The following is a 26,482-nucleotide window of genomic DNA, read 5'->3' as shown; positions in this document are numbered from 1 at the left end:
AGCACGGCGTTAGCTTCGGGCGAGTTAGGGAACCCAGGTCTTCGGATCTGCGTCCACCTGCTCGCCCGAAACTATATCCTTCACGGAGTGGGAGCCGTCCTCGGCAATAAACCAGACGTTCCTGATGCCCCGGCGGTCGGCGAAACGAATCTGCTTGCCGAACTTCTGAGCATTTGGTGAAACTTCAGCGGAGATTCCTCGTCGACGCAGATCGCGGGCGACCGAGACGGACTGGTCCCGTGCTCCCTCGTCGGAAACAGCCACTAGGACCTGGGCTGGACTGGCGGGACCGGGCTGCAGGATCCCCTGCGAAAGGAGCAGGGCAACCAGCCTGGAGACTCCGATTGAGAGCCCCACACCCGGGAATGTGCGGCGCCCATCGGAGACAAGCTGATCGTAACGACCGCCGGAGCAAACTGATCCAAAACCCTCGTACCCCGGGATCACCGTCTCGTAGACGGTACCGGTGTAGTAATCGAGACCACGAGCGATGCGGAGCGATGCACGGACCTGTCCGGGAGCGTAGTCCTGCAGGTGATCAAGAACTTCGGAGAGCTCTTCGAGGCCGCGTTCGATAGGGGCCTGGTCGAGGTTCAGCTCCCCGACCCGCTCACGAAGCTCACGCCCGGTCTGAACGCTAATCTCTGCGGTCTTGATGAGGACGTTAATCTGGGCTGGGTTGAGACCCATTTCCCCAAGTTCCCTGGCAACACCCTCAGCGCCGATCTTGTCGAACTTATCGAGAGCGCGAAGAGTGCCCTCAAAGTCCGAAATTCCAGCGGACTCTACAATTCCCTGGAGAAGGTGGCGATTGTTGATCTCCATCAGGACAGGGCCAATGTCAAGTGAACCCAGCGCATCAAGCATGACTTCGGCTGCTTCAATCTCATGGTGGAGCGCAAGATCTCCCTGCCCGACGATGTCGATATCGGCCTGGGTGAACTCACGGAAACGGCCCTCTTGAGGACGCTCCCCGCGCCACACCTTCTGGATCTGGTATCGCTTGAACGGGAAGGTGAGAGAGTTAGAGTTCGCCAGCACGTACCGTGCCAGCGGAACCGTAAGGTCAAAGTGCAGTCCCAGGGTGTCGCTTCGCAGAGCAATGGGTCCACCTGCTCGCGCCGACTGGAGGCGTTGCAGAACATAGACTTCCTTTGAAGTTTCTCCCTTTGCTTCCAGCGCGATAAGTGGCTCGACGGAACGGGTCTGGATGCCAGCAAAACCGTGAAGTTCAAACACTGCGCGCAGACGGTCCTCAACCAGTGCTTCGGTGGCCCGCTCGGCAGGGAGCAGTTCGGGAAACCCGGAGATCGACTTCTTGCTCAAGACAACTCTTCCGTTAACCTAGCGGCGACGCCTAGCGCGAAGCACAAATGGATTGGACTGCAGTTCGGTTCCCCAGCGGGTCTGCGGACCGTGTCCGGGCAGCAGGAGTGTGGCCGGGTCGAGGACATCCGCCAGGGTTCGCAAAGTCTCTTGCATCACCGCATCATCCCCTCCTGGCAGATCGCTTCTGCCCACAGAGCCGGCAAAGATTACGTCACCGGAAAGAGCCATCGGAGCTTCGGCGGCAGTTGGGCTGAAGAGAAAGATCGATGAGCCCGGAGAATGACCGGGAGCAGGAACCACCCTCATCGTCAAACCCTCAATGGGACTAAAGGTCTCGGAGCCAAGGGGACGGACATCGGCCGGGTAAGACCACTCGCCCAGGCCAAGCGCCGATGCCCTCATTTCCAGGCGTGAGATGGGGTCATCGATGAGGGCAACATCGGGCTCAGGAATGTAGACCGGCCTCTCCCCTGCCACAGCCGCAGCCTCCCAGACATGGTCAACATGACCGTGGGTCAGGAGGACCCCTCCGACCCTCAACCCTTCACGTTCGAGGATCGCCTCTACGCCGGAGGTTGTGCCGGGGCCAGGATCCACAACCAGTGCCTCCTGGCCGCCGTTCAACCACATGACGTAGCAGTTCGCATCGAACAGTGATGCTGGGACTACTTCAATACGCAATGGCTTTAGCACCTACTCGATTGAAGACTGGATCTGCTCAAGCCAAAGAACCTTGACCTTGAGGGCACTATCAGTCTCTTCCGCCAGCTTCTTGTCACCGGCTGCCTCAGCGGCGGCCTTGGTGGCCGTCAGCTCTGCGATTGAAGCCTCGAGCTGGGCGAGCATGCTTCCGGCGCGCGCCCGAGTCTCAGGGTTCGACTTCTGCCATTCCTTCTGCTCAGCTTCGCGTAGCTCACGCTCTACCGCACGAAGGCGACCTTCGATCCGTCCCAGATCCCGAGAGGGGACCTGGCCGATGCTCTCCCACTTTTCCTGAATGTCTCCGAGGGCCTTCTTGGTGGCGGGAATATCGGTGATGGGCAAGAGGGCCTCAGCCTGAAGTGCAAGCTCTTCCTTGAGGACGAGATTTGCTCCGAACTCTTCGTCAACCGCGGCCTCAAAGCTCCGCCGTGAATCGAAAAACACCTGCTGTGCTGCCCGGAACCTTGCCCAGAGGGCATCGTCTTCCTTACGGGAGGCGCGACCGGCCTGTTTCCACTGGGCCATTAGGTCCCTGTACTTTGCGGCGGTGTCACGCCACGCGGTGGAGTTCTGCAGAGCTTCAGCCTCGGCGATAAGCCGCTCCTTGGTAGCCTTCGTATCAGACTGCCTCTGGTCCAGTGCCGAGAAGTACTGACGGCGTCCCCGATCAAAAGTCGTGCGGGCGGCAGAGAATCGCTTCCAGAGGGCATCCTCATCTGCCTTGTCGAGGCGGGGACCCTGCTGCTGGAGGTGCTTCCACTGATCGAGCAGCTCCCGGAGGCGTGCGCCGGAGTTCTTCCACTGGGTACGTTCAGCGGGCTGAGCTGCAATCGCCTCGGCCTCATCCACAAGGGCTGTGCGTTCGGCCAGCATCGTCTCTTTCGCGGCCGCGCGCTCGATGCGTAGTGCTTCCTTGCGTTCCGCTACCTGCTTACCGAACTCTTCGACCCTGGCCCGAAGGGCCGGAAGATCGCCGATCGCCGATGGCATCTGGACCTGCTCTCGAAGCGACTTCAGAGTCGAATCAAGGTCCCTGGATGTCAACTGGGGCATCCGTGCCTCAAAGAGGTTCGCTGTGGCCACGAGGTCTTCGAAGCGACGGGTGTACAGGGCGAATGGATCTTCGGGTAGGCCATCCGGGTAGGCCCCGATGATTCGATCCGTCTCGCCGTCTTTGACCCAGACATTGCCAGCGGCATCGGTGTAACCGAAGTCGACTGTCAAAACAGGCTGTGGCTCGTTCTTCTCAGCAGCGGGCTGGTTTGCTTCAGGTACCTGGGGCTTTGCTTGCTCAGTCAAAGAAATCCTCAAGAGTTAGGCCAAGTAGATTGGCGATCGTTTGCGCGTTGGGTGGAGTAAAAGCCACACAGACGCCATACTAGCGCGCAGTTCACGGTGCCGGTTAGCCCGTTTGCATCCCGAATCGAGTTGGAACGGTTTTTCCCACCCATCGGGGATGAAAAACAGTGTTCGGGAATCGGAGGTTACGAGTCGGAGCTCCGGAGAGTTCCGAGAACCCGAGACGCCTCAAACACCCCGTCAACTCGCCGAAGACTGTTGAGGACCTGATCCAGGTAACCAACTCCAGGGAGTCCGAAGGTGAAACGCGCGGTTGCAATTTGGTCACCGGATGAGTTCATCGTCCCGGAGATAATGTCGACCCTGTGGTCAGAGAAGACCTTGGACAACTCATTGAGCAGGCCGGGGCGGTTGAGTGCTTTGATTTCGACCTCAACAAGATACTGGCTACCGGACTGGTCGACGTCCCACTTGACGTCAATCATTCGTTCAGGGTTGGTTTTCATCAGATGCTGCGCATTCACACAGTTGCTCTGATGAATGGAGACTCCCTCTCCCCTGGTGATGAACCCGATGATGTCGTCGCCGGGTACCGGCTTACAACACCTCGCGAGCTTGACCCACACTTCGTTTGAAGAGAGACCCGAGACCGTTACCGCAGCCTCACCCTGGTTCGAGCTGAGGGTGGGACGGGCGAGTCCAGGGGTAACCGCCTCGGCAAGGGTTTCCTCGGTCCCCGCGTCGCCACCAAGGATCTCTACCAGCCGGGTGACGACATGCTGGGCTGAGACATGATTCTCGCCTACAGCGGCGTAGAGGGCGGAGATATCTTTCAACCCCATACCTGTTGCCACAGAAAGAACCGCACTGTGCGTCATGAGGCGCTGAAGGGGAAGATTCTGCTTCTTCATGGCCTTGGCAATGTGTCCACGGCCAAGATCAACCATTTCCTCGCGCCGTTCGCGCTGGAACCATGCCTTGATCTTCGACTTTGCCCTAGAGGAGGCGACAAACTTCAACCAGTCCTGCGAGGGCATTCCCTTGCCCTGCTGAGCCGTGATGATCTCAACCATGTCCCCGGACTCCAGTTTGGTGTCCAGGGCGACAAGGCGTCCATTGACGCGGGCTCCCACTGTTCCGTGTCCTACCTCGGTGTGCACGGAGTACGCAAAGTCGACCGGTGTCGACCCGGGAGGCAACACAATGACCTGGCCCCGGGGAGTGAAGACATAGACCTCATCACCGGCGATCTCAAACCTGAGGGAGTCGAGGAACTCCTCTGGATCACCCGTCTCTTTTTCCATCTCAACAAGAAGGCGGACCCAGTCCATCTGCTCCTTGGGCGACATGCGGTCAGACTCAGGCTGAGCTGTGCCCGGAGCCTGCTTGTAGCGCCAGTGCGCGGCAACCCCGAACTCTGCGCGCTCGTGCATCTCTCTGGTGCGGATCTGCAGCTCGACGGGACGACCCTCCGGACCGATCACCGTGGTGTGCAACGACTGGTAGAGGTTGAACTTCGGCATCGCGATGTAATCTTTGAAGCGGCCCGGGATGGGGTTCCAGCGCGCATGTGCGGCCCCGAGCACGGCGTAGCAGTCTTTTACTGACTCAACCAGAACACGCACAGCAACCAGGTCGTAGATGTCGTCGAACTGTTTACCGCGGACAATCATCTTCTGGTAGATCGAGTAGTGGTGCTTGGGGCGTCCCGTCACAGCACCTTTGATCTTGGCGTGGCGAAGGTCTTCTTCGAGTTGACCCAGCACATCGTCCAGGTACTTGTCACGCTCAGGAGCGCGCTCGCTAACGAGGTGGTCGATCTCTTCATAGATATCGGGGTACAGGGTCTGGAATGAAAGCTCTTCAAGCTCCCATTTGATCGTGTTCATCCCCAGCCGGTGCGCAAGGGGGGCATAGATCTCGAGGGTTTCACGGGCCTTGCTCTTCGCTGAGCCCGATGAGACGTACTTCCACGTCCGCGCATTATGGAGGCGGTCCCCGAGTTTGATGAGAAGCACCCGAACGTCGCGACTCATCGCGACAATCATCTTGCGCAGGGTTTCAGACTGAGCTGAATCCCCGTAGCGGATGCGGTCCAGCTTGGTGACCCCATCCACCATCGCAGCTATTTCTGGACCGAAGTCCGCAGACAGCTCTTCAAGGGTGTAGCCGGTGTCCTCAACCGTGTCGTGAAGCAATGCTGCCACCAACGTGGGTGGGGTCATGCCTATCTCAGCCAGAATGGTGGCGACCGCAACCGGGTGAGTCACATATGCTTCACCCGACTTGCGGAACTGCCCCTCATGCCACTTCTCAGCGGTTCTGTAAGCCCGCTCTATCTCAGCCGTACTGGCACGAGGGTGGTGCGCCTTGACCGCTCTAATGAGTGGTTCAATCTCTGGAATTGCAGCGCGCCCGCGCGAAGAGAACCAAGCCAACCCGGATCGAACTAACGAACCTGACGGTGTTGCCTTGGGACCTTCGACTACCTCGATTTCCTCCATCTGGCCATGATAGTCCTAGTGCTAGGCTCCTACCTCGTCGGTTTCATGAACCTTGATCAGAACGTCAATTTCTTCGTCCTCAATCTGGGTGCGACCATTGAGATCCACCAGTTCAAGAAGGAAGAAGATTCCCACGACATTGGCGCCGGACTGTTCCATCAGTGCGATGGATGCCGCGGCTGTTCCACCGGTAGCGAGGACGTCATCAACGATGAGGACCCTTGCCCCGGTCGGGACGGTCTCAGGACGCACTTCGAGGCGCGCTGTGCCGTACTCAAGGGCATAGTCAATGCCGACGACAGGGGGCGGAAGCTTTCCGGCCTTGCGCAGCGTGATCATGCCGATACCAAGCTCTGCCGCTATCGGCGCGGCGAGGATGAAACCTCTTGACTCAAGGCCCGCGACATAGTCGATCTTTCCGCGGTACTTCTCGGCTAGGTAATGGGTGAGCTCTGCAAAGACCGGTCCGTTAGCAATCAGGGGGGTAATGTCCCTGAACAGGACGCCCTCCTGGGGGAACCCGGGAATCAGGCCAATGGCTGATTCAACGCGCTCTGCAATTTCCTTAGAGGTGGTCATTACTTCCCCTTACGCTTACGTTTTGGCTGAGCACTCTGACCGAGGTGCCTGCCGGGTGTTAAGTTGCGAGTTCCAACCACCACGGCCTCGTCCTGGTGTTTTGAACCATCTTCGACGGTCTTGCTTCGCGCCTCGGTGATCGCGGTATCAATCGCCCGGGTCTTCTCCCGTTTGCCCTGCAGCATTGAGAGTACAGGAGCAGCAATGAAGATCGAGGAGAATGTGCCCACGACGATGCCGACAAACAGGGCCAGAGAGATATCTGTCAAGGTTCCCGCGCCGAGCAGAAGCGAGCCTATGAAGAGAATGGAACCAACCGGTAGAAGGGCCACCACAGACGTGTTCACGGAGCGAACCAGGGTCTGGTTGACCGCAAGGTTAACCAGTTGCCCATATGTGTAGCGGCGCTGCTCCTGGAAGTTAGCCGTCAGCTCACGAACCTTATCGAAGACCACCACGGTGTCGTAGAGCGAGTAGCCAAGAATTGTCAGGAAGCCGATAACCGTTGCGGGCGAGACTTCGACCTGGACCAGGGCGAAGAACCCGATGGTGATGACGAGGTCGTGGGCAAGTGCAACGAGAGCGGCTACCGACATCGTCCATGAACGGAAGTAGATTGTCAGGATTACTGCCACGAGGAGGACGAAGATGACAATCGATTGAATGGCTTTCTTCGTCACGTCCTGCGACCAGGTTGCGCCAACCGAGTTAGTCTGCACGTCGTCCGGGGCAACCCCGTAGGCATCGGCAAGATCAGCACGCAGGGTTTTCGTCTGGGCGGTATCCAGGCTTTGCGTCTGGATCCGAATAGAGTCCGTACCCAGCGATGAAACACGAATGTTCTCTTTCAATCCCTCTGCGGCGAGCGTGTCGTAGGCAACCTTCTGGCTGGCTCCCGGTGCACCCGTGACGATGAACTGGCTACCACCTGAGAACTCAATCGATGGGTTCAGTCCACGAGCCGCGAGCAAGATGATGGAGATGACCATCAACGAAAGGCCGACCATCAGGTAACGCTTACCCCGACCAACAATGTTGTAGGAACGCTTGCCTGAGTAGAGCTCATTACCCCACTGAGAAAAACTAATCATTGCTTGACTCCCCCGCATCTGCCTCATTCGTCTGCGATACGGCAGCGAGTCGACGACGTTCTGAAAGTGACAGCTGCTTGCCGTTGTCATCCTGTGCTGCAGGAGCATTGGATCCCGTGGTTGCTTCAGATGCGCCGCCCCGTGGCTTAGTCCGGCCTTCCGAACCCAGGTTGAGGCGCCCCCTGTAGGTGGCTGCGTTCGTTGCTCCGAGGTGCTGTGGATCCAGACCTGAAAGTCGGTGTCCACCTCCCCAGAACTTCGTGCGCACCAGCAGGGACATCATCGGGTGGGTGAACAGGAAGACGACAATGAGGTCGACAATCGTGGTTATACCAAGGGTGAAGGCGAAGCCCTGCACCCCACCGACCGCAAGAACGTAGAGGACGCCCGCGGCTACGAGGTTGACCATGTCAGAGATGACCAGCGTGCGCTTGGCACGCGACCATCCCTCTTCGACGGCAAGATCGAGGGGGCGGCCGTCTCTTACCTCATCGCGAACACGTTCGAAGTAGACGATGAACGAGTCCGCGGTAATGCCCACCGCGATGATCAAACCCGCTACGCCCGGAAGTGAGAGGCGGTAACCCATAGTCCAGGAAAGAAGAGTGATGATCAGATACGTGAGACCTGCGGCGACAACCAGGGATCCGGCTGACAGAAGGGCGAGGCCGCGGTACTGCCAGGCCATGTAGAGGACGACCAAGATCAGTCCGATGAGACCGGCCCAAAGACCCTTCTCAAGGTGATCGACTCCGAGAGTCGCTGAAATCTGCTGTTCAGATTGGACTTCGAAGTTCAGTGGAAGTGAACCGAACTGGAGCTGATTGGCCAGGTCCATGGCTTCCGCCGCCGTGAAGTTACCTGTGATGCTGGCTCGTCCGTCGGTAATTGGGACATTCATCGACGGGGCAATGATGACATTACCGTCGAGGACAACCGCGAAGCGGTTTCGTGTCGGATCGGTAGCAGAGAAGTTGTAGAGGCGGTTCGATGCCTCGGTGAACAGCTTCGTCCCTTCCCCATCGAGTTCCAGCGAGATGGCGTACTGGCCGGTGGTCTGCCCGGCCGCATTGGTTTCCATTCCTGCTGAGGCACTCTTAAGGTGGGTACCCTCAATGTCGACCGGACCGAGAATGTACTTGGTATCGCCCTCAACACTGCAGGCAACCATGCCCTTGGCTGGATCATCGGTGATCTCTCCCGCGAGGTTGGCGGGGTCGGTGCAATCAAGAAGTAGAGCATCCCTGGTCAGGGCCTCGGTTACCCAGGCTGTGTCCGAGTTGTTCTCAGGTGTCCCCTCGACCTCGTCTGAGATGATTCCGTCACCGTTGATATCGGCAAGAGTGTCGGCAAGCTCCTCAGCTGTCATCGCTGCCAGCTCGGTCTCGCTCTGGGGAATCTGAGAGGTATCAAGTGCAGTTGGTGAGAGAACCTGCAGCACCGGGCGGAAACGCATGGTTGCTGAAGTTCGCACCAGGTTGAGGATGGACTCATCGGTTTCACCGGGAATCGAGACCACGATGTTGTTGGATCCCAGGGTGGAGATCTCGGCTTCTGCCACGCCTGAAGCATCCACACGCTGGCGGATGATGGCGATGGCCTCATTCATGTCCTCTGCGGTCACCGCACGGGACTCTGAACCAGCCTCAAGTTTGGGGGTCAGGATGACCTGGGTGCCACCCTCTAGATCGAGGGCGAGCTTCGGGGTGAAACCTGCCCCCTGGGTGAAGTGACCGACGACCAATGCTCCCACTGCAACCGCGACGGCGATGAGCAGTGAGAGCAGTGTCCGGCCTGGACGATTGGTTTTTGTTGCCAAGGTATGGACCTTTATCTGCGAAGCTTGAGTGAGCTGTTAGTTCTTGGGCTCTTCGGTTGAGTCCTGGTCGCCTTCATCTGTCTGATCGATTATGTCGTGATCAGTGGAATCAAGATCCACGGTGTGATCTTCTTCCGCCGGGTCCGCGATCTGCTCAAAGGGAGGATCGGTAACCGCACGGACCGCAGCACGCAGCCAGTAGGTCTCTTCTCCGCTGGGGGTTTCGAGAATAACTACGTCTCCGTCGATGTCTACGAAGCGACCGAAGAAACCGGAGTAGGTCTGAACCCAGGCCCCGGGAACCATCTGCTCACGCATGGTCCGCTCTTGCTCGTCCTGGCGCTTCTTCTGTGATTTTTTGGCAAATGAGTTCATCACGAACATGCCAACAACCAGGACACCCATAAACAGGAGAAGTTCTGGACCCACGGCGGACCTACTTTCATTGGAAAACTTTAGACCTCAAGAGTCTAGGGGAACGACAGGCCTTTGAGTAACCCGACCGGCTATCTTATGTGCGAAATAACGGGGGCGCGACCCGGAATACGCTATACGCCTAACAGGGCATCCGTTTCTGGTGGTCGCAGACCGATGTGCTGCCAGGCCTTCTGGGTGGCGACCCGACCTCGAGAGGTGCGAATTATGAAGCCGTGACGAACCAGATAGGGTTCGGCAACCGTTTCAATTGTTTCCGCTTCTTCGCCGACGGTTTGAGCCAGGGTCGACAGACCCACCGGTCCCCCGCCGTAGTTTCGGCACATAATTTCCAGGACCGCCCGGTCCAGCCTGTCGAGGCCGAGACGATCGACCTCGAACAGTTCGAGCGCAGCATGTGCACTGGCCTGTGAGACATCTGTTTCCCCCGCCACCTGGGCGTAGTCCGTGACGCGGCGCAGAAGGCGGTTGGCGATTCGTGGTGTGCCGCGGGATCGGCCCGCGATTTCAGTGGCTGCCTGACGCTGGATCTGCTTGCCGAGCAGCGAAGCACTTCGAGTCACAACTGCATGAAGGTCCTCGGGTGAATAGAACTCGAGGTGAGCCGTGTAGCCAAACCTGTCGCGAAGAGGTGCGGGCAGCATGCCTGAGCGGGTGGTGGCCCCGACGACGGTAAAACGTGGAAGGGTCAGGGGGATTGAGGTGGCCCCGGGCCCTTTACCAACGATGATGTCGACCCGGAAGTCCTCCATCGCCAGATAGAGCATCTCCTGGGCGGTACGGGCGAGCCTATGGATCTCATCAATGAAGAGGACATCTCCGGGTTGAAGAGCAGAGAGAATCGACGCCAGGTCGCCCGCATGTTGAATCGCGGGCCCTGACGTGAGCCGCAGAGATGAACCCATCTCGGAGGCGATGATCATTGCCAGGGTTGTCTTGCCCAGTCCTGGGGGACCGGCTAGAAGAACATGATCGGCGGGCTCCCCCCTACCCCGGGCCGCATCGAGAACCACGCTGAGCTGGGCCCGAACTGCAGGCTGCCCTATGAACTCATTGAGTGTTCGAGGACGAAGCGCAGCTTCAGCAGCCCTCTCTATCTCATCCGAGTCAGGGGCGACGATCCTACTGGTTGCTGGAGCTTCAGCTGGAATGTCACCGTAGTCAAAGTCTTGGATATCAGAAGCCACGCTGTGCCCCCAAAGTTGAGAGTGCGGCTCTTAGCATCGACTCTGTGTCCAGGTACTCTTCGGGAAGCTCATCGAGAGTTCGCTCTACCAGTGAACGCTGCCAACCAAGCTGTTCCAACGCCACTGCAACAGAGGCTCGTGTCGCAGAATCCGTGGCACCTGCAGCGGGTTCCACCCCGGCCTCAACTGTGGGGGCACCGAGTTTCTCACCAATCTCAAGGACCATTCGCTGAGCTGTCTTCTTGCCCACGCCCGGTATCTTCTGCAGGGTAGTGAGGTCTTGGGATGCAACTGCGCGCTGCAGAGCAGAAAGCCCAATGGCATCGATGGCAGCTAAGGCGAGGCGCGGTCCGATACCTGAAACAGACATCAAAACCTCAAATCCATCACGGTCGTCTGGCTGATCAAAGCCATAGAGGGTAAGAGAGTCCTCACGAACAATGAGGTTGGTGTACAGCGTAACCTCAGCCCCGTGGGGGGCGACCCGAGCCGACTGCGGAACCTCGACTCTAAAACCGACACCGTTTACACCCAGGTGGACCCAGCCGATCCCTGAGCCCAGGACCGAACCCGTCAATGATGCAATCACACGTCCCCTTTCGAACATACGTACGATACCAAGGTGTGCCGACTTTTTGGGTCTCTTTCCACCTGTGGCGTCGCGAACCTAGTTCTGCGGTGCGTGCCGCCTGGGGTCAACAGCACCCTTCCTCTTCTGCTTGGCCTGTGCTTCTGCCCAAATGCGTTGGGCTGGCGTTAGCTGTCCCTTGGCTGAGACCTTGCCTGAAAGAGAAACCTCGATCAGGCTGTCGGTTCCACCCCCAAGGAGGCCGGTACCCTTCCAGGCATGGCAGATTGCGATTGCGAGGGAGTCCGCGGCATCGGCGGGTTTGGGGAGCTCGGTAAGTGAGAGAACACGGGCGATCATGTGTTGCACCTGCGCCTTATCGGCCCGACCGTTTCCGGTTACAGCCGCCTTAACCTCAGAGGGAGTGTAAACCGCCATGGGTAGCCCCGCCCTCCCGACTTCGGCCATCGCGACTCCCATCACCTGGGTGGTGGGAGTGACAGACTGAAGGTTGTCCTGGGTGAAAACCCGTTCGATGGCGACGACCTCTGGCTGATACTTCACAATGGCATCCCTGATCGAGTTGGCGATATCACGGAGCCTGAAGTGGGTGGCCAGGTCGGGGCTGCTGCGCGCAACCCCGACTGCAACAAGACGAACATGGCGAGAGTCATCGACCTCGACGACCCCGATGCCACACCTTGTCAGACCCGGATCGATCCCCAGGACACGCACAGCTTCCTAGTCTTCTTCCTCTAGGGCAGCCGCGACCTCTTCGGAGATATCAACGTTGGAGTAGACGTTTTGCACGTCGTCGGAGTCCTCTAGTGCGTCGATGAGACGAAGAACCTTCTGGGCTCCCTCTAGATCTACCGGCACCTCGACCGAAGCCTGGAACTCTGATTCCGCAGAGTTGTAGTCGATTCCCGCATCCTGCAGGGCGGTACGCACTGCTACCAGATCCGTAGGAGAGCAGGTGATGTGGAAGACATCCCCGTGGTGGGCAACATCGTCAGCCCCAGCTTCGAGGGCAGCCTCAAAGAGGACGTCCTCGTCTAGGCCCTCAGCCGGCACCTCGATGGTTCCGGTGCGTGCAAACAGGTAGGAGACCGAACCCGGGTCGGCCAGGTTGCCGCCGTTGCGACTTAGGGCTACGCGAACCTCAGATGCTGCCCGGTTCTTGTTATCCGTGAGGCATTCGATGAGTAAGGCCACGCCGTTCGGTCCATAGCCCTCATACATGATGCTCTGCCAATCAGCCCCACCTGACTCTGCACCAGAACCGCGCTTGAGGGCACGATCAATGTTGTCAGCCGGAACAGAGTTTTTCTTAGCCTTCTGGATTGCGTCGTAGAGGGTGGGGTTGGCTGCCGGATCACCTCCGCCGTTTCGCGCGGAAACCTCAATGTTCTTTACGAGTCGCGCAAAAAGCTTTCCGCGCTTCGCATCGATTGCTGCCTTCTTATGCTTCGTTGTCGCCCACTTTGAGTGACCGGCCATGATTGTGCCTCCCAGTTAAAGATCCGAAGTGATTCTACCGCCTTATGGTGAAAACGCCGGTTGGGTGTGTTGAGGGCTACCTGGGATCGGGGTCGCGGACCCACCCGTCATCCTGTTCGGCCAACTCCACCAGGCTTCCATCCCAACCCTTCGACCAAGCGGCAACATGGGCGGGAAGAGAGATCGGGTAGACGGTCTCGACCTCGGCCATAGCGAAGAGTTCCTGCGGTGAAAACCAGCGGAACTCATCAAGGGTCTCAAGCTCGAGGGCGGTGAGCTGCTGGAAGGAAAGCGACGGCCGAACCTGGTTGATACGCGCCAGGAAGAACAGCTCCTCCTGGCGGGCGATGACGTTGCGAAACCTAAACTCTCCCCTGCGGTGAAGAATGGGACCTTCGACAAGGTCGGGTTCAAAGATGTACCCGGTTTCCTCGTAGGCCTCCCGAATCGCCCCCAGGAGGGGAGCCTCTCCCGGCTCCAGTCCTCCCCCGACCGTAAACCACCAGGAATGATCAACGTCATGGGTGTCATGACCGCGGATTAGGAGGACGTTTCCTTCGGGGTCAAAGATAAGCAACCGCGCTGCTTGACGGCTGGGAACCCCGTCCTCATCGAGGACCCACTCCGGCCCCAAATCAGTCATCTTGGCAGCCTTTCACCGAGGGCGACGAGATTCCCCTGCTCGAGGAAGATGTCGCGGGCCGCAATAATCTGTGACAGAGAGTCCTGGGCTACCTGCGCCCTGGCCCGGTTGGCGCCGAACCTCTCCATTTGCAGTTGCTCCAACCCAAGTCGACCGGCGGCGATCATATAGATGCGAAGGGCCTTAGAGGCGGTGCGACCCGTGCGCCGACCCCACTTCCTTGCATGGCGGCGCGCGACAGCATTGCTAACCATGTGGACCTCCTGGGCAGAGATCCAAGAGGTAGAAACGTAGGGCGCGAGTCCCAGCGGCAGCAGGGCCATCTGCTTGCGGGGGCGTCGCGTCACCCAGACGAGCCATCCGACGAACAGTGGCATCTCAATCAGGAGATAGAAGATGATCCAGGTTGTCCCCAGACTGGCGAGGCCATTCCACATGGCATGCGCCAAAACCGCGGCTACCCACCCTAGCGTCACCCGCCAGGTGCGACTCCATCCCCCGGGCGGCCCCAGGATCGCAGCCGCCACACCCAGACCGATGAACGAGGTCGCAAGCGGATGCACAAACGGACTCATCACCGCGCGAGCAAAAATGGTCATTCCAAGCGAGGTGGAACCCTCCGCCTGGGCATTCGCGAAATAGAGGATGTTCTCAGTGAAGGCGAACCCGGCTCCGGCAAGTCCGCCGACAGCTACACCGTTCGCAACAGATACCACGTAGGGCCGACACAAAATCAGGATGAGGACGACCCCCACCCCCTTGAGGATCTCCTCTGAAAAAGGTGCGACTAGGACACTGGCGAGCGTCTCGGCCTCGGCAACATCGCCAAGATAAAGGATGAAGTCAGAGTACAGAGCCGTGTTGATCATGGCGGCAGTAGCGGTGGCGACACCTGCTCCCCAGAGGACCGCAAGTAGAAAGTAGCGGCGAGGAAGTGGTGCAATCCGGTCTGAACTGAGCAGAAGCCAGGAAACAAGAGCCAGGGGTAGGAGAGCAATGAGCCCAAAGACCCCGGTGTTACGGGTACCCGTCGATCCGAACAGGACCAAGGTGGAAGATATGATCCCGATGATAGCAACGACGACGATGACCGTTTCGGACCTGCTCAGTCTGAGACGGTCCCACCACCGCGCAGGACGTTTAGGTGGACCGGCGGCCTCTGAACTGTGTTCTTGAAACGGTGATGACGGGTCGAGAAGGTGTCCCTCCCCCTCGCGTTCAGACTGCTGGGCGGAAAGGCGGTAGCGCTGCCAGGGTTGCGACTCGCTACTGGTCATCGAGGTCGACGAACTCCGGCATGGGTGCATGTCCACTGAGATGAAGGACCCGGACGATGGGCTTCGCCCTCAGTCGTTGGACACTGGCAACGTCCTGGTTGTGCAGGGTACGCGCGACGCGCGCCCTGTAGGTAGCGTTATCCAGCAGATCAAGCTGGGTCTTTGTCAGCGGGGACTCAACCAACTGTTGGCGAACCTCGGGAGTCAGAGTCGTACGAAGCACCTGGGACAGGCGAGATTCGCGAAGCAGTCGTACGTGGCTCTCCGCGCCACTTCCTCGACCCTGGCGAGCAAAACCACCTAGTGAGTCGGAAGCCAGAGGATACTCTGCCGCGGCCAGGGCGTCCGTTGCGGCCTCGTGAAGTCCGGCTGCAGCATCCTCTGCAAGTGCTCCTGAAGCCGCCAGCCGGACCGCTTCGGCTGAACGCTTCACCAGGTGTCGATCCAAACTCAGACGGGCCGATGCAATGCGTCGGTGAAGTCTGTCGAGGCGCGCCCCATACGTCCATGCTAGGCCAACTAGTGCCACAAGTAATACCCCTCCCGCTGCTACCAGCCACATCCAGACCGTCATTGGTTGCCGGCTCTGCCGATCTTGGTTCGAACGGCCTCATAGGCGGTTCCAGTCGTCGGTTTAGCCCCCCAGTCAATGACCTCCTCATAGACGGTCATGATCTGATCGGTCACTGTCCCCCAGTCGTAGAGGGCTGAACGATCCTGACCGGCCTTCGCCAACCCGGCCGTTCTCTCAGGATCCTCAAGAAGTGTGATGACAGTTTTTGCTAGAGAGTTAGAGTCCTCGTTCGCAAAGAGTGCGCCGGCATTGCCATCGTCGAGGACGGCTGCGAAGGCAGGAATATCTGAGGCCACCACGGCGGTGCCAGCAGCCATTGCCTCGACGAGGACGATTCCAAAGGACTCTCCGCCCGTCTGGGGTGCAATGTAGATGGTTGCCCCTGCCAGTAGCGAAGCCTTCTCTTGATCACTGATCTCACCGATCAGCGTGACACTGCCCGGATGCCTTTCAAGAACCCCGGTCAGGACATCGGCTTCGCCTCGCCCTGCGACCAGGAATCGAACACCCGGGAACCTCTCAAGAATCGGCTCTATCGCCCCCTCAAAGATGGGGAGCCCCTTCCGAGGCTCATCAAGGCGTCCCAGGAACACGATGACGGGCGCCTCCGGAGTGGCCGCCCAGGCCTCAGTTGGCTCGGCCTCGCGGAAGTGCTTCGTCTCGACACCATTCGGAATCACCACTGCGTCTCCGGAGTGGTGCTCCACCAGTGTCCGACGGGCCTCGGCGGAAACGGCGATGCGTCCGGCGATCTTCTCAAAGAGGGGGCGCACGAGGGGCGCGGTCAACGAACGGATCTTGGAGCGGTCCATCGCGGAATGGAATGTTGCAACCACCGGCACCTTGGCGTTCGTTAGGGCGTGAAGGCCAAGCGAGGGGGTGCCTGGTTCATGGATGTGGACGACGTCGAAATCGCCCTCCTCTAACCACCTGCGGGTCTTTGCAGATGCCCTCGGCCCATAGGAAAGGCGTGCCACAGAACCGTTGAACCTAATAGCAACGGCGGGACCCGCGGGGACCAGCCACGAGGGGTGGTTCTCGCTTTCAGATGGAGCTAGAACCGAGACAAAGTGTCCGCGTCTCTCTAACTCATTTGCCAGGTCATTGATGTGAACCTGTACCCCTCCCGGGGCATCAAAGGAGTAGGGGCTGACGATTCCGATCCTCATCCTGCGTCCTCTTCTTCTTGGGTGCGTCGAGCTGCGGCTTCGCGTTCGCGGGCCCGAGCAAGTCGCTTCGGGTCCAGGTCGTGGACGAACACCTTCTGCATCATGTGCCAGTCAACCAGATGATCAGTCATAGCGGGCTGAAGTGCAGCCACCCAGGCTTTGGTCCACTCTTCAACGACGGACTCTCCCTCTCTGACCTGGGGACGAGGGATCGCTTTCGTAAAGTGGAAAATCATCCGCCATTTGCCCTTTTCCTTACGGTAGGAAATGAAGCCGGCGATCAGTGGTCGGTCGAGGGCGACGGCGAGAGCCGCGGGCCCCGCAGCCACCAGGGCTCTACTGGCTCCCAGTTCGACCTCAACACCACTTCCGGAGATATCCCGGTCGGCTAGTAGTGGAACCAGAAGGTGACGTCCCTGAGCGCGTTCCCTAAGCTGCCCAAAGACATGTTCACCTGGAGCAACCCCGATGATCTCCATGCCAAGCGAGTTTCTAAACTCAACGAAGGCATCAAAAAGTTCCGGCGGATTGAGTTTCTCAGCCACCGTCAGGATCTCTCCCCCGTTGTGGCAGAACCAAGCTCCGGCCATATCCCAGTTCCCTGAGTGTGTTAGCGCGAGCACCAGGGGGCCGTCGTCGATGTAACGCTTGACCTCATCGACACCCGGGTAGACACAGATCTCGTTGATGGTTGTGCCGCTGAGGCCGGGAAGAGTGAACTGTTCGGCGTAGCAGCGAAAGTAGGAGCGCACCCCCTCGCGGACCATCGACTCGGGTACTTTTGAGCCGGTAAACGAAGAGTAGTTCTTCCGCATCTGTTGGACGGAGGCCCCGTTTAGTCGCCAGGTGATATCGGCGGCAAGATGGGCGACCCCGTAGACGATGGGACGCGGCACGAACGGGAGTAGCCGCCACGCCCTCCGGTATAGCTTCCCGGTGTTCATGGCTTCTCCAACTCCTCGGTTCCAAGCGCCCGGTGGGTGACCACCATGCGCTGGACGACGGTGACACAGGAGGCAAACGCAACCCAGGTCATCCCGATGGGGAAAAGGACCTCGGGTAGTCCGAAGTCTGTAAAACCAGCGCCGACGAGGGCTACGATGAGGCGGTCCGTTCGCTCAGCAATGCCCACCTTTGCGATGACGCCGAAGTTCTCTGCTCGTGACCGCGCGTAGGGCACCACGCCAATGGCGACCATGCAGATGATCCCCGAGACAATGGTGACCGTTCGAATAGCCCCGTCTGGAAGTCCGACAATGGCCCACCAGAGAAGTGATCCGAAGACGATACCGTCCGTGATTCGGTCCATGGTCGAGTCCAGGAATGCACCGTACTTGGACGAGGTACCTGTCATGCGGGCGAGGACACCGTCGATGGAGTCGGCGAAGAGCACGATTCCCAGCAGGATGCCGCCGAGGGCGAGGTAACCCCGGGCAAGAAGACCGAATGACAGTCCAGCAACCACTATGGCAGAGCCATAGGTGACCATGTTTGGAGTTACTCCCATGCGTGCCAGAACCCTGGCCACCGGGGTGAAGATAATCTGGGTAATCGAGCGTCCATGGTTGCCCAGCACTAGTTTTGTCCTCTTTCGTCAGACAGTCCGGAGTGGTTCTCCCATGCCTCAGCCAGCTGCGATCGGGCATCACCGAGCAACTGTGGAATAGCTTTGGTTTGGGCAATGATCGGGAAGAAGTTTGCGTCCCCACCCCACCTTGGAACTACGTGCTGGTGAAGGTGAGCGGCGATTCCCGCTCCGGCCACGGGTCCCTGGTTCATTCCCAGGTTGAAGCCCTGGGGATTTGACACGGCCCTTTCCACTCGCATGGCTGCGGCCGTGAGGAGTCCTACTTCCGTGCGCTCTTCATCGGTCAGATCCGTGTAGTCCGCGACGTGGCGGTAGGGGCAAATCAGGAGGTGGCCAGAGTTGTAGGGATAGAGGTTCAGAATCACGTATGAGGAGACCCCGCGGTGGACGATAAGGGCTTCCTCATCGGTCAGCGAAGGTGCGACACAGAAGGGGCATGGCGCCTGCTCCCTGGTGGGCCCGGCATCAATGTAGACCATTCGATACGGTGTCCACAGCCTCTGGAAGGCATCGGGAACCCCCACCGGACCGAACTTTTCCGTCCCCTTCTCTGTCACGCCCACCGCCTAGTTAACCGCGAGGACGATGTCATCGTCATTGCGGCGCTCACGCACGTGTTTGACGATCGCGTCGACGGCAACTGGGACCGGAATGCCGTTGATCTGCTCGCCACCACGCAGACGGAACGAAACCGCCCCGGCGGCCTCGTCCTCACCACCTGCGATCAGGACGGCGGGAACCTTGTCCTTCGAGGCGTTGCGGATCTTCTTTCCAAACCGGTCAGAAGAGGTGTCCACAGAGGCACGAATACCCAGGGCCTTCAGCTGCTGGGCCACTTCTTCTAGGTACTCATTGAATGCGTCAGCGACCGGAATCAGCCGGACCTGTTCGGGAGCAAGCCACATGGGGAATGCCCCCGCGTAGTGCTCAAGCAGAATCGCGAAGAATCGCTCGATGGAACCGAAAAGGGCACGGTGGATCATCACGGGTCGCTGGCGTGATCCATCGGCCTCCGTGTACTCCAGGTCTAGGCGCTCCGGGGTGTTGAAGTCCAGCTGGATAGTGGACATCTGCCAGGTCCGTCCCAGGGCATCCCTTGCCTGAACGGAAATCTTGGGCCCGTAGAAAGCTGCCCCTCCCGGATCTTCTACCAGCTCGAGGCCGGACTCTTCAGCCACCTCACGAAGGGTGGAGGTGGCCTCTTCCCAAATCTCATCGGAACCCACGTACTTGACCGGGTCCTTGGTTGACATTTCAAGGTAGAAGTCATTGAGGCCGTAGTCACGCAGCAGCTGCAAGATGAACTCAAGAACCTCACGGATCTCTTCCTTCATCTGAGTGCGGGTGGTGTAGATGTGGGCGTCATCCTGGGTGAACCCTCGAGCGCGAGTCAGGCCGTGAACCACACCGGACTTCTCGTAGCGATAGACCGTTCCGAACTCAAAGAGTCGCATCGGGAGGTCGCGGTAAGAACGCCCGCGCGAAGAGAAGATCAGGGAGTGCATCGGGCAGTTCATAGGCTTCAGGTAGTAGTCCTGCCCGGGCTTGATCACCTCACCGGTCTCCTCGTCAACCACCTGGTCGACGTGCAGCGGGGGGAACATCCCGTCCTTGTACCAGGCCAGGTGGCCGGAGCGCTCAAACAGCTCACCCTTGGTGATGTGCGGGGTGGAGACAAAGTCATAGCCACCTGCTAGATGCTGTCGGCGAGAGTGGTCTTCCATCTCCATGCGAACTGCCGCGCCCTTGGTGTGGAACACGGGCAGACCCGAACCAATCTCATCGGGGAACGAGAAGAGGTCGAGTTCGGAACCGAGCCGTCGGTGATCACGACGCTCTGCCTCTGCGATTCGTTCCTGGTAGGCGCGAAGTTCGTCCTTCGTTGCCCAGGCTGTGCCGTAGATCCTCTGCAGCTGGGGGTTCTTCTCGCTTCCCCTCCAGTAGGCGGCAGATGAACGCGTCAGGGCGAAGCCATTCCCGATGTACTTGGTCGAAGGAACGTGAGGACCGCGGCACAGGTCCTTCCAAGCGGTTTCGCCGTTACGACGAAGGTTGTCGTAGATGGTGAGGTCGCCGGAACCGACCTCAACCGCGGAACCATCGTCCTCACTGGCCGAAGACTTGTCCGAAATGAGCTCTAGTTTGTAGGGTTCATCGGCTAGCTCGAGACGAGCTTCTTCCTCTGTGACGACTCGGCGACGGAAAGTCTGGTTCTCTTTGACAATCCGTGCCATTGCCTTTTCGAGGGCGCGCAGGTTTTCCGGGGTAAAGGGCTCATCGACACCGAAGTCGTAGTAGAACCCGTCGGTGATTGGGGGACCGATCCCGAGATCTGCCTTGGGGTTCACATCCTGCACGGCCTGGGCGAGGACGTGGGCAGCACTGTGGCGCACAATTGCCAAACCCTCCGGGGAGTCGATGGTGATTGCTTCCACCACTCCTCCGTCGGGCAGTTCGGTAGCGAGATCAACCTCTTTACCATCAAGGAACATGGCCACGACCGAACGCTGCTTGCCGTAGAGGTCAAGACCCGTTGTGCCGAGCTCGACTTCCTGGGAGCCTCCGTCAACACTTACCGTAATAGCTGCCACTTCTCCCCCAGCATCAGGAATCTAGTTCGGGCGCCTTTCACCCGACCGGTCTAATAGTAGTCGCAGGCGGCGAGAGGCTGAACGCCAGGCAGATCTGCCCCGCAGTGCGGCACGTATTGAGCCGTAGACCGCAGGCTTCACCGGCATCTCCCACAACCCCGCCACATCCGTATAGTTCTGCACAAACTGCAGCTTGTAGCGCCCCACGCTGTAGAGGCCGGGAGCCGACGGCGAGTGCACTCCCATGAGGTCAAGACCACCTTTGCCTTCTTCCGCGAGCATGCAGGCCACCTCGAAGTCCAGGAGGATGGTTGCGCGGGTGTCACGGGAGATGGCTGAGGAAGCCCCAAAGAGGGCGCCAATGTTCTTTCCATTCACAATGACCAGGTCCCAGCAGGCCAACTGCCCATCCACTCGTGCCGAGAAGAGTCGAGCATGCTCGGGGCCGAGAGCAGAGAGCATGTTCCAGTAGTAGGCCTCTTCATGGGGAGTGAAGCCATCACGCTCTGCGGTCTCTACCAGCAGCCCGTAGAACTCCGTAAAGTCTTCGCGACTGAGACCGGTCTCTTCCGAGATCGTCCCGCCCGCCTCACCAAAGAGCTTCTTTGCCCGGCGTACAAGTTTGCGTCCCACCGACGGCATCGCAGCCAGTGCGGCCTCTCGGTTTCCGCGGGCCCCATCGATGATCGCCGTGCGGTCATAGCCGAGGACGCGCATGGGGGTGTGAAGAATCTCCTGCTGGTACCAGGCGTGAAGCCGGATGAAGACGATGTCCTTATGTTTTGAGGAAACATAGGCACGAAGAAGATCCAGTGCCTCCTGCTCACGTTCAGGTGTTGGCTGCTTGCTCCACACCGGTCCCCGCCTAGCCCAGAGGAACTTGGCGCCGCGAACCTCATGCTGATAGAGGGTGGCAACCGCGACGGGGCGTCCGTCCTCGAGCCACATAAGCCGCTCCACCAACGGGTGGTGCAGGGCAGCCGCGAATTTTTCCCAAGCCGGTGCCTGTTCAACTGGAACTCGCCCGTCAAGACCACTTTGTGCTTGACGCAGTTCATCTACGCTGATCGGTCGGATCTCGAGCACCGCACCTCCTGTAGTTTGCTGTGCACGCCCCTCTCCGACTCTTCCTCCGGGGATGTGGGCCAAGTTGATCCTAGTGGAGTTCTCTTTTCCGGTCACAAACAGTCCGGACTCTTATCTGTACAGCGGCGCCAAACCCGGAGACGTAACGTTTGGGCTCAGTACCTGTTCGAGGTCGGCTGCCAGTCTCAACAGCGTGACCTCATCTCCGGGCCGCCCAATCCCCTGAACACCGATGGGGAGGGAGACTCCGTTTTGCGGACGGGACATCCCTGCCGGCAGTGAGATGGCGGGAAGCCCGGTTACATTCACGTAGCTGGTGAACGGTGTGAACTGACACTGTTGGATGAAGTTGAGGTCGCCGTCCTCCTTATCAAACCACCCCAGGGGTCGCGCCGTCATCGCCAGCGCGGGAGTCAGAATGATGTCAAAGGGTTGGTAGTCCTCAATAATCTGCGCCTCAAAGGCGCTGAGATTTGCCAGTGCCCGGGGAAGATCTGCGGCCGGGCGGGCGCGCCCCATTTGGACCAGCCAGGAGGTGAGCGGTTCAAGCAGACCGAGCGCCTCATCTGGGAAAGGCAGGCTTGCGGCACTGGACATCCACACGGCCCTGAAGCTGTCGACGTAGCTGGGCCAAGCAGTGGGCACGGCTTCTTCAACGGAATGTCCCATCTCGGAGACGATCCTGAGAACCCCCCGGAAGACCTCCTCGACCTCAGCATCAACCGCAATCTCGTAATCGGTGGCCCACGGCGACCACATGTTCCAGCCAATCCTGAGACGTCCGCTATCGCCCTGGAGCGCATCAAGGTAGGAACCCGTTGCCGGCAGTCCCCGGGGATTGGGGGCACGAACCGCATACCGGTTTTGCCCCCTCACCATTCCGTCTAGCAGCAAGGCGGCATCCGCTGCGGTGCGAGCAATGGGGCCGCCGGTTGGCAGTCCCGCGAGAGCCCCTAGTCCGGACTCCCCGGGAACACGTCCTCGTGACGGTTTCAGCCCGACCAGCCCGCAGGCAGCTGCAGGGATTCTGACCGATCCGCCAGCATCGTTCCCCGGAGCGAAAGGAAGTATGCCAGCAGCAACGGCTGCCGCTGCTCCAGATGAACTTCCCCCGGGGTCACGACTCAAATCCCAGGGGTTGAGGGCGAAGCCCTCAGGCAACAGGTTCTCCGAGTAGGCAGGGAACCCAAACTCAGGCACGCTACTCTTTCCCAGAGACACCCCACCGGCCGCGTCCATGTCAGTCACGATTTGTGAGGACGCCTCAGGCACGAAGTCCGCGGTGAGTCGCGAGCCGTAGGTGGATCGAACCCCGGCGCGATCGTTGAGGTCCTTGTCCGCAAATGGCATCCCCCACAGGGGCGACTCAATGCGTGAGGAGGAATGTTTGCTGCCAACGGCTTTTTCCAGTGAAGCCGCACGTTCCAGTGCTAGGTCCGGGGTGACTGTGGTGAGGGCGTGAAGGGTGGGGTTGATTCTCTCAATACGCTCCAGGTAATGCGAGGTCAGTTCTACCGGACCGATTTCGCCCTTTTCCAGTAGTGTGCGCTGCTCCAGCGCCGTCAGTTCGTGAAGTTCAGCCATGGGACCACCCTCTCATGAAAGGTATCCTCACCTAGTGCAAGACATCGACCGCAAATCTTTGGGGCTCGGCGTTCTGGTTTACGTCATGTGGGGGTTCTTTCCCCTCTACTTCGTGCTTCTAGGACCGGCCGGATCCTTAGAGGTAATCGTTCACCTGGGCTTGCTAGTCGGCGCTGGCATCATCACTTTGATACCGCTCTTGCTTTTCGCACGTGCTTCACGGGGCCTGCCCCTCGCGGTCATGGGGCTGCTTCAGTACATCGGCCCGATTCTGCAGATGTTCATCGGGGTGGTTATCTTCAAGGAAGTGATGGAGCCAGCCCGCTGGATAGCGACCGGCATCATCTGGCTGGGTGTCCTGGTCCTCAGCGCGGACTGGATCAGGCAGCTACATCGGCAACGCTAGAGTTTCCGCCCTCAGCCAAGCCCTAGCGGGAGCGACCAAACTTCATCCGTTTGCGCAGCTCAGAACGCTTGGGAAGGTGACTGATCTTAGGGATCCCCTGGCTGACTATGTTCGGCTCAGTGAGGGGGTGTGACTCTCTGAAGATATCGAGGATGCCAGTAAAGTAAGCGGCTGTTGTTTCGGCTGCCGGAAGGAGTTGGTCGCGAGAGGCTCGGTAAATGTCCTTGGACTGCTTGAACGGATCAACAATGTCCAGCTCGTCAGGGGATTCCAGTGGGGGTACCATTCCCCGCATCCGCGCCACCGCCTCGACGGCTGCAGAAAGAACATCGGTGTCCAGCAGCGCTTCGACATCCTCCGGGGTGACGTACTCTGCCAGATGTGCGAACTCACGCAAGGTGAAGATACGACGCACGGCCTGCGGGTCCATCTGAACCAGCTTGCGGCGGTGCCTGCGGGACATCGCCAGGATGAGGTCGGAAGCTCCAATAAGTCCGGGTGTGACCATGCGGGCTCGGTGGCGCGCCAGGTCAGTCAGGCCGAGGTCCTTACCAATCTTCAGCTGTTGGTCAGGAACCTGCCCGTTGGGGACAGCCATAACTCCAGCACTGGAAATGGAGAAGTGAGTGGCCGGTAAGTCCGCTCGCAGCAGTAACTCTGCTAGCGGTGAGCGACAAATGTTACCGGTGCAAACAGTGGTGATGCGGAACATCGGAACAACCCTAACGGCGACGCTGCGCCCCAACGATTGTGCCTGCGTGCCCTGGCTTCTGCCACTTGGGTCCGCTCGCTTCCGGCTGGGTGTAGTAGGTGTTGTAGGAGTAGGCATCGGGGCCCTTGGTTGGCACCTTGGTCATGACGATTCCGAGGACGTTGGCATCAATGGCACCCATGGTGTTCAGAGCTTCATCAAGCGCATCACGACGTGACTGGCCGACTGCGGTGACCATTAGCGCGCCCCCGACGCCCTTGGCGATCAGGGCCGCGTCCGTAACGACAAGGACGGGAGGGGCATCGACAATGACGAAGTCGAAGTTCCTCTCCAGCTCTCTGAGAAGTTCTTCCATTTCCCTTGAGCCCAGGAGTTCTGAGGGGTTGAGGGGTCGGTGTCCTGCTGGAAGAACGAAGAGGTTGGGCTGGCCCCACTTCTGGACAGCATTTGCGAGTGCAACCTTGCCGATGAGGACGTCAGTAACACCCACTCCCCCTTCGACGCCAAACAGTTCAGCCACGCGGGGTTTACGGAGGTCTCCATCGACGATACAGACGGTGGAGCCTGCTTGCGCAATGGTGATGGCAAGGTTAGCTGCGGTGGTCGACTTACCCTCGGATGCACCAGCCGAGGTGAAGACAAAACTGTGTGGGTTGCCCTCAACCTTGAGGAACTGAAGGTTGGTGCGGAAGGTTCTGAACGCTTCGGCCCGCGAGCTCAAAGGATCATGCTGAACCAGGAGCGGATGTTTTGCGGCTTCTGGATCAAAGGCGATGCGACCCAGTACCGGAGCCGAGGTGATTGCAGCAATGTCGTCGCGGGTGCGGATCCGGGTATCGAGGACGGAGCGCAGGACAGCCAAACCCAAACCAGCCATCAGTCCAAGCAGGAAGCCCAAAGTGAGGTTACGCGTGGGGTTGGGACTCAGTGGTGCAGAGGGGACCTTAGCCGCTTGGACTACGTCAATCTGAACCCTTACAGGGGCTCCTTCGGACGGTCGCTCGAGCTGGTTCACCACCACGTCTGCAAAGACTGATGAGGTGGTGTTGGCGATCAGGGCCGCCCTATCCGGATCCGAATCAGTTGCTGAGATGTCGACGAGGACGGTGTTCTTCGGGGAGGTCGCTGTCACTCGGCCTGCCAGTGCGGAAGGGCTGAGTTCGCCCCCAAGTTCTTCACTGACCCGATCCATGACGATCGAGGTTCGAGCGACCTCAATGTAGCTATCGATTGCTTGACGGGCATAGTTCGTGCCCTGCTGCATCTCTCCCAGCGAGGTTTCCCCAGCGCGCACCGAGACATAAAGCTGCGAGGTGGCTTTATAGGAAGGTGTCTGGACCACAGTCCATACTGCGGAGAGCGCGGTCACAACCAGCGTAGAGACGAGGATCAACACCCAGCTCTGCCGGAAAATCTTCAGATAGTCCCGTAGTTCCAAGGTGAGAATCCTCCCGAACGGTAGTCTTGCCGCATCAAGGTGGTGGAGAGCAACGATGCCGACTGCTCATTGATCTTTCCCATCGCAAGCGTGGCCGCGACCAACGGGAAACGAGGAGCCTGCCTTGGCCCATCCGGCACACCCGTCAAAGCCAACCGCACCCGAGAACGTGCCTCTGCCATCGAGGAGCCGGTCAGACTACGCACCAGTTGCGCCGCCCCTGAAAACCCAAGGTTCACAGCATCTTTGAGCCGGCCTTGACTGAAACGCCGATCAAGGATCCCCGCGCACGCCACCCCCAACGCCTCCAGCTGCTTCAGCGCCGCCGCCGCACCCCGCGCCATTGCAAGTATCTCCGCATCCGGGGCGGAAGCCAGTTGTTCGGCCGAAGGCAAGGAGTC

At 59.3% G+C, this 26,482-nt stretch carries 26 protein-coding genes; 1 reads left to right on the top strand and 25 read right to left on the bottom strand.

The features are described 5' to 3' along the window. Positions 1-24: 24 nt before the first annotated feature. The 22 genes from hisS to CS903_RS02480 all read right to left on the bottom strand — a co-directional run bounded on the left by hisS (position 25) and on the right by CS903_RS02480 (position 23,525). Complete coding sequence (hisS, locus tag CS903_RS02585; protein ID WP_099331997.1) at positions 25-1,326, bottom strand: histidine--tRNA ligase; 1,302 nt, start codon at positions 1,324-1,326, stop codon at positions 25-27. Positions 1,327-1,344: 18 nt separating this feature from the next. Next, positions 1,345-2,010, bottom strand: a complete 666-nt coding sequence (locus CS903_RS02580) for an MBL fold metallo-hydrolase (protein WP_099331996.1) — start codon at positions 2,008-2,010, stop codon at positions 1,345-1,347. 12 nt (positions 2,011-2,022) lie between these two features. Further along, the gene (locus CS903_RS02575; RefSeq protein WP_242491720.1) at positions 2,023-3,330 is read right to left on the bottom strand and encodes a DUF349 domain-containing protein; all 1,308 of its coding nucleotides are present in this window, start codon (positions 3,328-3,330) and stop codon (positions 2,023-2,025) included. A gap of 185 nt (positions 3,331-3,515) precedes the next feature. Further along, positions 3,516-5,834 (bottom strand): RelA/SpoT family protein, encoded by a 2,319-nt coding sequence (locus CS903_RS02570; protein WP_099331994.1) that lies wholly within the window; start codon positions 5,832-5,834, stop codon positions 3,516-3,518. Between the two features lie 21 nt (positions 5,835-5,855). Then, positions 5,856-6,413, bottom strand: coding sequence for an adenine phosphoribosyltransferase (locus CS903_RS02565; protein ID WP_099331993.1), 558 nt, complete (start codon positions 6,411-6,413; stop codon positions 5,856-5,858). Next, entirely contained in the window at positions 6,413-7,504 is a 1,092-nt protein-coding gene (secF, locus tag CS903_RS02560) for a protein translocase subunit SecF (protein ID WP_099331992.1), read from the bottom strand. Before secF ends, CS903_RS02565 begins: the two co-directional genes overlap by 1 nt. Next, entirely contained in the window at positions 7,497-9,323 is a 1,827-nt protein-coding gene (secD, locus tag CS903_RS02555) for a protein translocase subunit SecD (protein WP_099331991.1), read from the bottom strand. The genes secF and secD overlap by 8 nt, the downstream gene beginning before the upstream one ends. Positions 9,324-9,359: 36 nt before the next feature. Beyond that, the gene (gene yajC, locus CS903_RS02550) at positions 9,360-9,752 is read right to left on the bottom strand and encodes a preprotein translocase subunit YajC (RefSeq protein ID WP_099331990.1); all 393 of its coding nucleotides are present in this window, start codon (positions 9,750-9,752) and stop codon (positions 9,360-9,362) included. Between the two features lie 119 nt (positions 9,753-9,871). Continuing rightward, positions 9,872-10,909, bottom strand: coding sequence for a Holliday junction branch migration DNA helicase RuvB (gene ruvB / locus CS903_RS02545; RefSeq protein WP_099332242.1), 1,038 nt, complete (start codon positions 10,907-10,909; stop codon positions 9,872-9,874). Positions 10,910-10,934: 25 nt separating this feature from the next. Next, positions 10,935-11,534, bottom strand: a complete 600-nt coding sequence (ruvA, locus tag CS903_RS02540; RefSeq protein WP_099331989.1) for a Holliday junction branch migration protein RuvA — start codon at positions 11,532-11,534, stop codon at positions 10,935-10,937. A gap of 78 nt (positions 11,535-11,612) precedes the next feature. Then, entirely contained in the window at positions 11,613-12,248 is a 636-nt protein-coding gene (gene ruvC, locus CS903_RS02535) for a crossover junction endodeoxyribonuclease RuvC (RefSeq protein ID WP_099331988.1), read from the bottom strand. A 6-nt stretch (positions 12,249-12,254) separates the two neighbouring features. Continuing rightward, complete coding sequence (locus CS903_RS02530; protein ID WP_099331987.1) at positions 12,255-13,013, bottom strand: YebC/PmpR family DNA-binding transcriptional regulator; 759 nt, start codon at positions 13,011-13,013, stop codon at positions 12,255-12,257. Between the two features lie 76 nt (positions 13,014-13,089). Next, positions 13,090-13,656 carry an NUDIX hydrolase gene (locus CS903_RS02525; RefSeq protein ID WP_099331986.1) on the bottom strand — a complete coding sequence of 189 codons (567 nt, stop codon included), beginning with the start codon at positions 13,654-13,656 and terminating at the stop codon, positions 13,090-13,092. Beyond that, the gene (locus CS903_RS02520; protein ID WP_164996650.1) at positions 13,653-14,933 is read right to left on the bottom strand and encodes a PrsW family intramembrane metalloprotease; all 1,281 of its coding nucleotides are present in this window, start codon (positions 14,931-14,933) and stop codon (positions 13,653-13,655) included. The genes CS903_RS02525 and CS903_RS02520 overlap by 4 nt, the downstream gene beginning before the upstream one ends. Continuing rightward, complete coding sequence (locus tag CS903_RS02515) at positions 14,923-15,462, bottom strand: hypothetical protein (RefSeq protein ID WP_129587571.1); 540 nt, start codon at positions 15,460-15,462, stop codon at positions 14,923-14,925. Before CS903_RS02515 ends, CS903_RS02520 begins: the two co-directional genes overlap by 11 nt. A 41-nt stretch (positions 15,463-15,503) precedes the next feature. After that, positions 15,504-16,676 carry a glycosyltransferase family 4 protein gene (locus tag CS903_RS02510; RefSeq protein WP_099331983.1) on the bottom strand — a complete coding sequence of 391 codons (1,173 nt, stop codon included), beginning with the start codon at positions 16,674-16,676 and terminating at the stop codon, positions 15,504-15,506. Beyond that, on the bottom strand, positions 16,673-17,620 hold the full coding sequence (locus CS903_RS02505) for a phosphatidylinositol mannoside acyltransferase (protein WP_099331982.1): 948 nt from the start codon (positions 17,618-17,620) through the stop codon (positions 16,673-16,675). Before CS903_RS02505 ends, CS903_RS02510 begins: the two co-directional genes overlap by 4 nt. Further along, complete coding sequence (gene pgsA, locus CS903_RS02500) at positions 17,617-18,252, bottom strand: phosphatidylinositol phosphate synthase (RefSeq protein WP_099331981.1); 636 nt, start codon at positions 18,250-18,252, stop codon at positions 17,617-17,619. Before pgsA ends, CS903_RS02505 begins: the two co-directional genes overlap by 4 nt. Further along, entirely contained in the window at positions 18,252-18,827 is a 576-nt protein-coding gene (locus CS903_RS02495) for an HIT family protein (protein WP_370737636.1), read from the bottom strand. Before CS903_RS02495 ends, pgsA begins: the two co-directional genes overlap by 1 nt. Positions 18,828-18,830: 3 nt before the next feature. Next, positions 18,831-20,855: a threonine--tRNA ligase gene (thrS, locus tag CS903_RS02490; protein WP_099331980.1), complete on the bottom strand. Its 2,025-nt coding sequence runs from the start codon at positions 20,853-20,855 to the stop codon at positions 18,831-18,833. A gap of 21 nt (positions 20,856-20,876) precedes the next feature. Continuing rightward, positions 20,877-21,941 carry a lipid II:glycine glycyltransferase FemX gene (locus tag CS903_RS02485; protein ID WP_242491718.1) on the bottom strand — a complete coding sequence of 355 codons (1,065 nt, stop codon included), beginning with the start codon at positions 21,939-21,941 and terminating at the stop codon, positions 20,877-20,879. Positions 21,942-22,052: 111 nt separating this feature from the next. Then, a complete protein-coding gene (locus CS903_RS02480) occupies positions 22,053-23,525 on the bottom strand; it encodes an amidase (RefSeq protein WP_099331979.1) in 1,473 nt (490 codons plus the stop codon). Positions 23,526-23,559: 34 nt separating this feature from the next. On the opposite strand from CS903_RS02480, the gene CS903_RS02475 reads away from it, so the two are divergent. After that, positions 23,560-23,931: an EamA family transporter gene (locus CS903_RS02475; protein ID WP_099331978.1), complete on the top strand. Its 372-nt coding sequence runs from the start codon at positions 23,560-23,562 to the stop codon at positions 23,929-23,931. Positions 23,932-23,953: 22 nt separating this feature from the next. On the opposite strand, the gene CS903_RS02470 is transcribed toward CS903_RS02475, so the two are convergent. Genes CS903_RS02470 through CS903_RS02460 form a run of 3 tightly spaced genes read right to left on the bottom strand, consistent with a single transcriptional unit; the run spans position 23,954 to position 26,476 of the window. Further along, on the bottom strand, positions 23,954-24,643 hold the full coding sequence (locus tag CS903_RS02470) for an arsenate reductase/protein-tyrosine-phosphatase family protein (protein WP_164996649.1): 690 nt from the start codon (positions 24,641-24,643) through the stop codon (positions 23,954-23,956). A 10-nt stretch (positions 24,644-24,653) separates the two neighbouring features. After that, positions 24,654-26,081 carry a tyrosine-protein kinase domain-containing protein gene (locus tag CS903_RS02465; RefSeq protein ID WP_099331976.1) on the bottom strand — a complete coding sequence of 476 codons (1,428 nt, stop codon included), beginning with the start codon at positions 26,079-26,081 and terminating at the stop codon, positions 24,654-24,656. Beyond that, on the bottom strand, positions 26,060-26,476 hold the full coding sequence (locus CS903_RS02460; RefSeq protein WP_129587569.1) for a hypothetical protein: 417 nt from the start codon (positions 26,474-26,476) through the stop codon (positions 26,060-26,062). The genes CS903_RS02465 and CS903_RS02460 overlap by 22 nt, the downstream gene beginning before the upstream one ends. Between the last annotated feature and the right edge of the window lie 6 nt (positions 26,477-26,482).

It is taken from the genome of Actinomyces minihominis (assembly GCF_900187855.1).
In the GTDB taxonomy this organism is placed as follows: Bacteria; Actinomycetota; Actinomycetes; order Actinomycetales; family Actinomycetaceae; genus Scrofimicrobium; species Scrofimicrobium minihominis.
The sequence above is the reverse complement of the archived record's forward strand: the minus strand, read 5'-3'. Positions and strand labels throughout refer to the sequence as shown.

Excerpts from the sequence above, each read along its gene's own strand:
- CS903_RS02570 (WP_099331994.1), bottom strand. The coding sequence starts at position 5,834 with ATGGAGGAAATCGAGGTAGTCGAAGGTCCCAAGGCAACACCGTCAGGT.
- CS903_RS02565 (WP_099331993.1), bottom strand. The coding sequence starts at position 6,413 with ATGACCACCTCTAAGGAAATTGCAGAGCGCGTTGAATCAGCCATTGGC.
- secF (WP_099331992.1), bottom strand. The coding sequence starts at position 7,504 with ATGATTAGTTTTTCTCAGTGGGGTAATGAGCTCTACTCAGGCAAGCGT.
- CS903_RS02530 (WP_099331987.1), bottom strand. The coding sequence starts at position 13,013 with ATGGCCGGTCACTCAAAGTGGGCGACAACGAAGCATAAGAAGGCAGCA.
- CS903_RS02525 (WP_099331986.1), bottom strand. The coding sequence starts at position 13,656 with ATGACTGATTTGGGGCCGGAGTGGGTCCTCGATGAGGACGGGGTTCCC.
- CS903_RS02520 (WP_164996650.1), bottom strand. The coding sequence starts at position 14,933 with ATGACCAGTAGCGAGTCGCAACCCTGGCAGCGCTACCGCCTTTCCGCC.
- CS903_RS02510 (WP_099331983.1), bottom strand. The coding sequence starts at position 16,676 with ATGAGGATCGGAATCGTCAGCCCCTACTCCTTTGATGCCCCGGGAGGG.
- CS903_RS02505 (WP_099331982.1), bottom strand. The coding sequence starts at position 17,620 with ATGAACACCGGGAAGCTATACCGGAGGGCGTGGCGGCTACTCCCGTTC.
- CS903_RS02480 (WP_099331979.1), bottom strand. The coding sequence starts at position 23,525 with ATGGCTGAACTTCACGAACTGACGGCGCTGGAGCAGCGCACACTACTG.
- CS903_RS02470 (WP_164996649.1), bottom strand. The coding sequence starts at position 24,643 with ATGTTCCGCATCACCACTGTTTGCACCGGTAACATTTGTCGCTCACCG.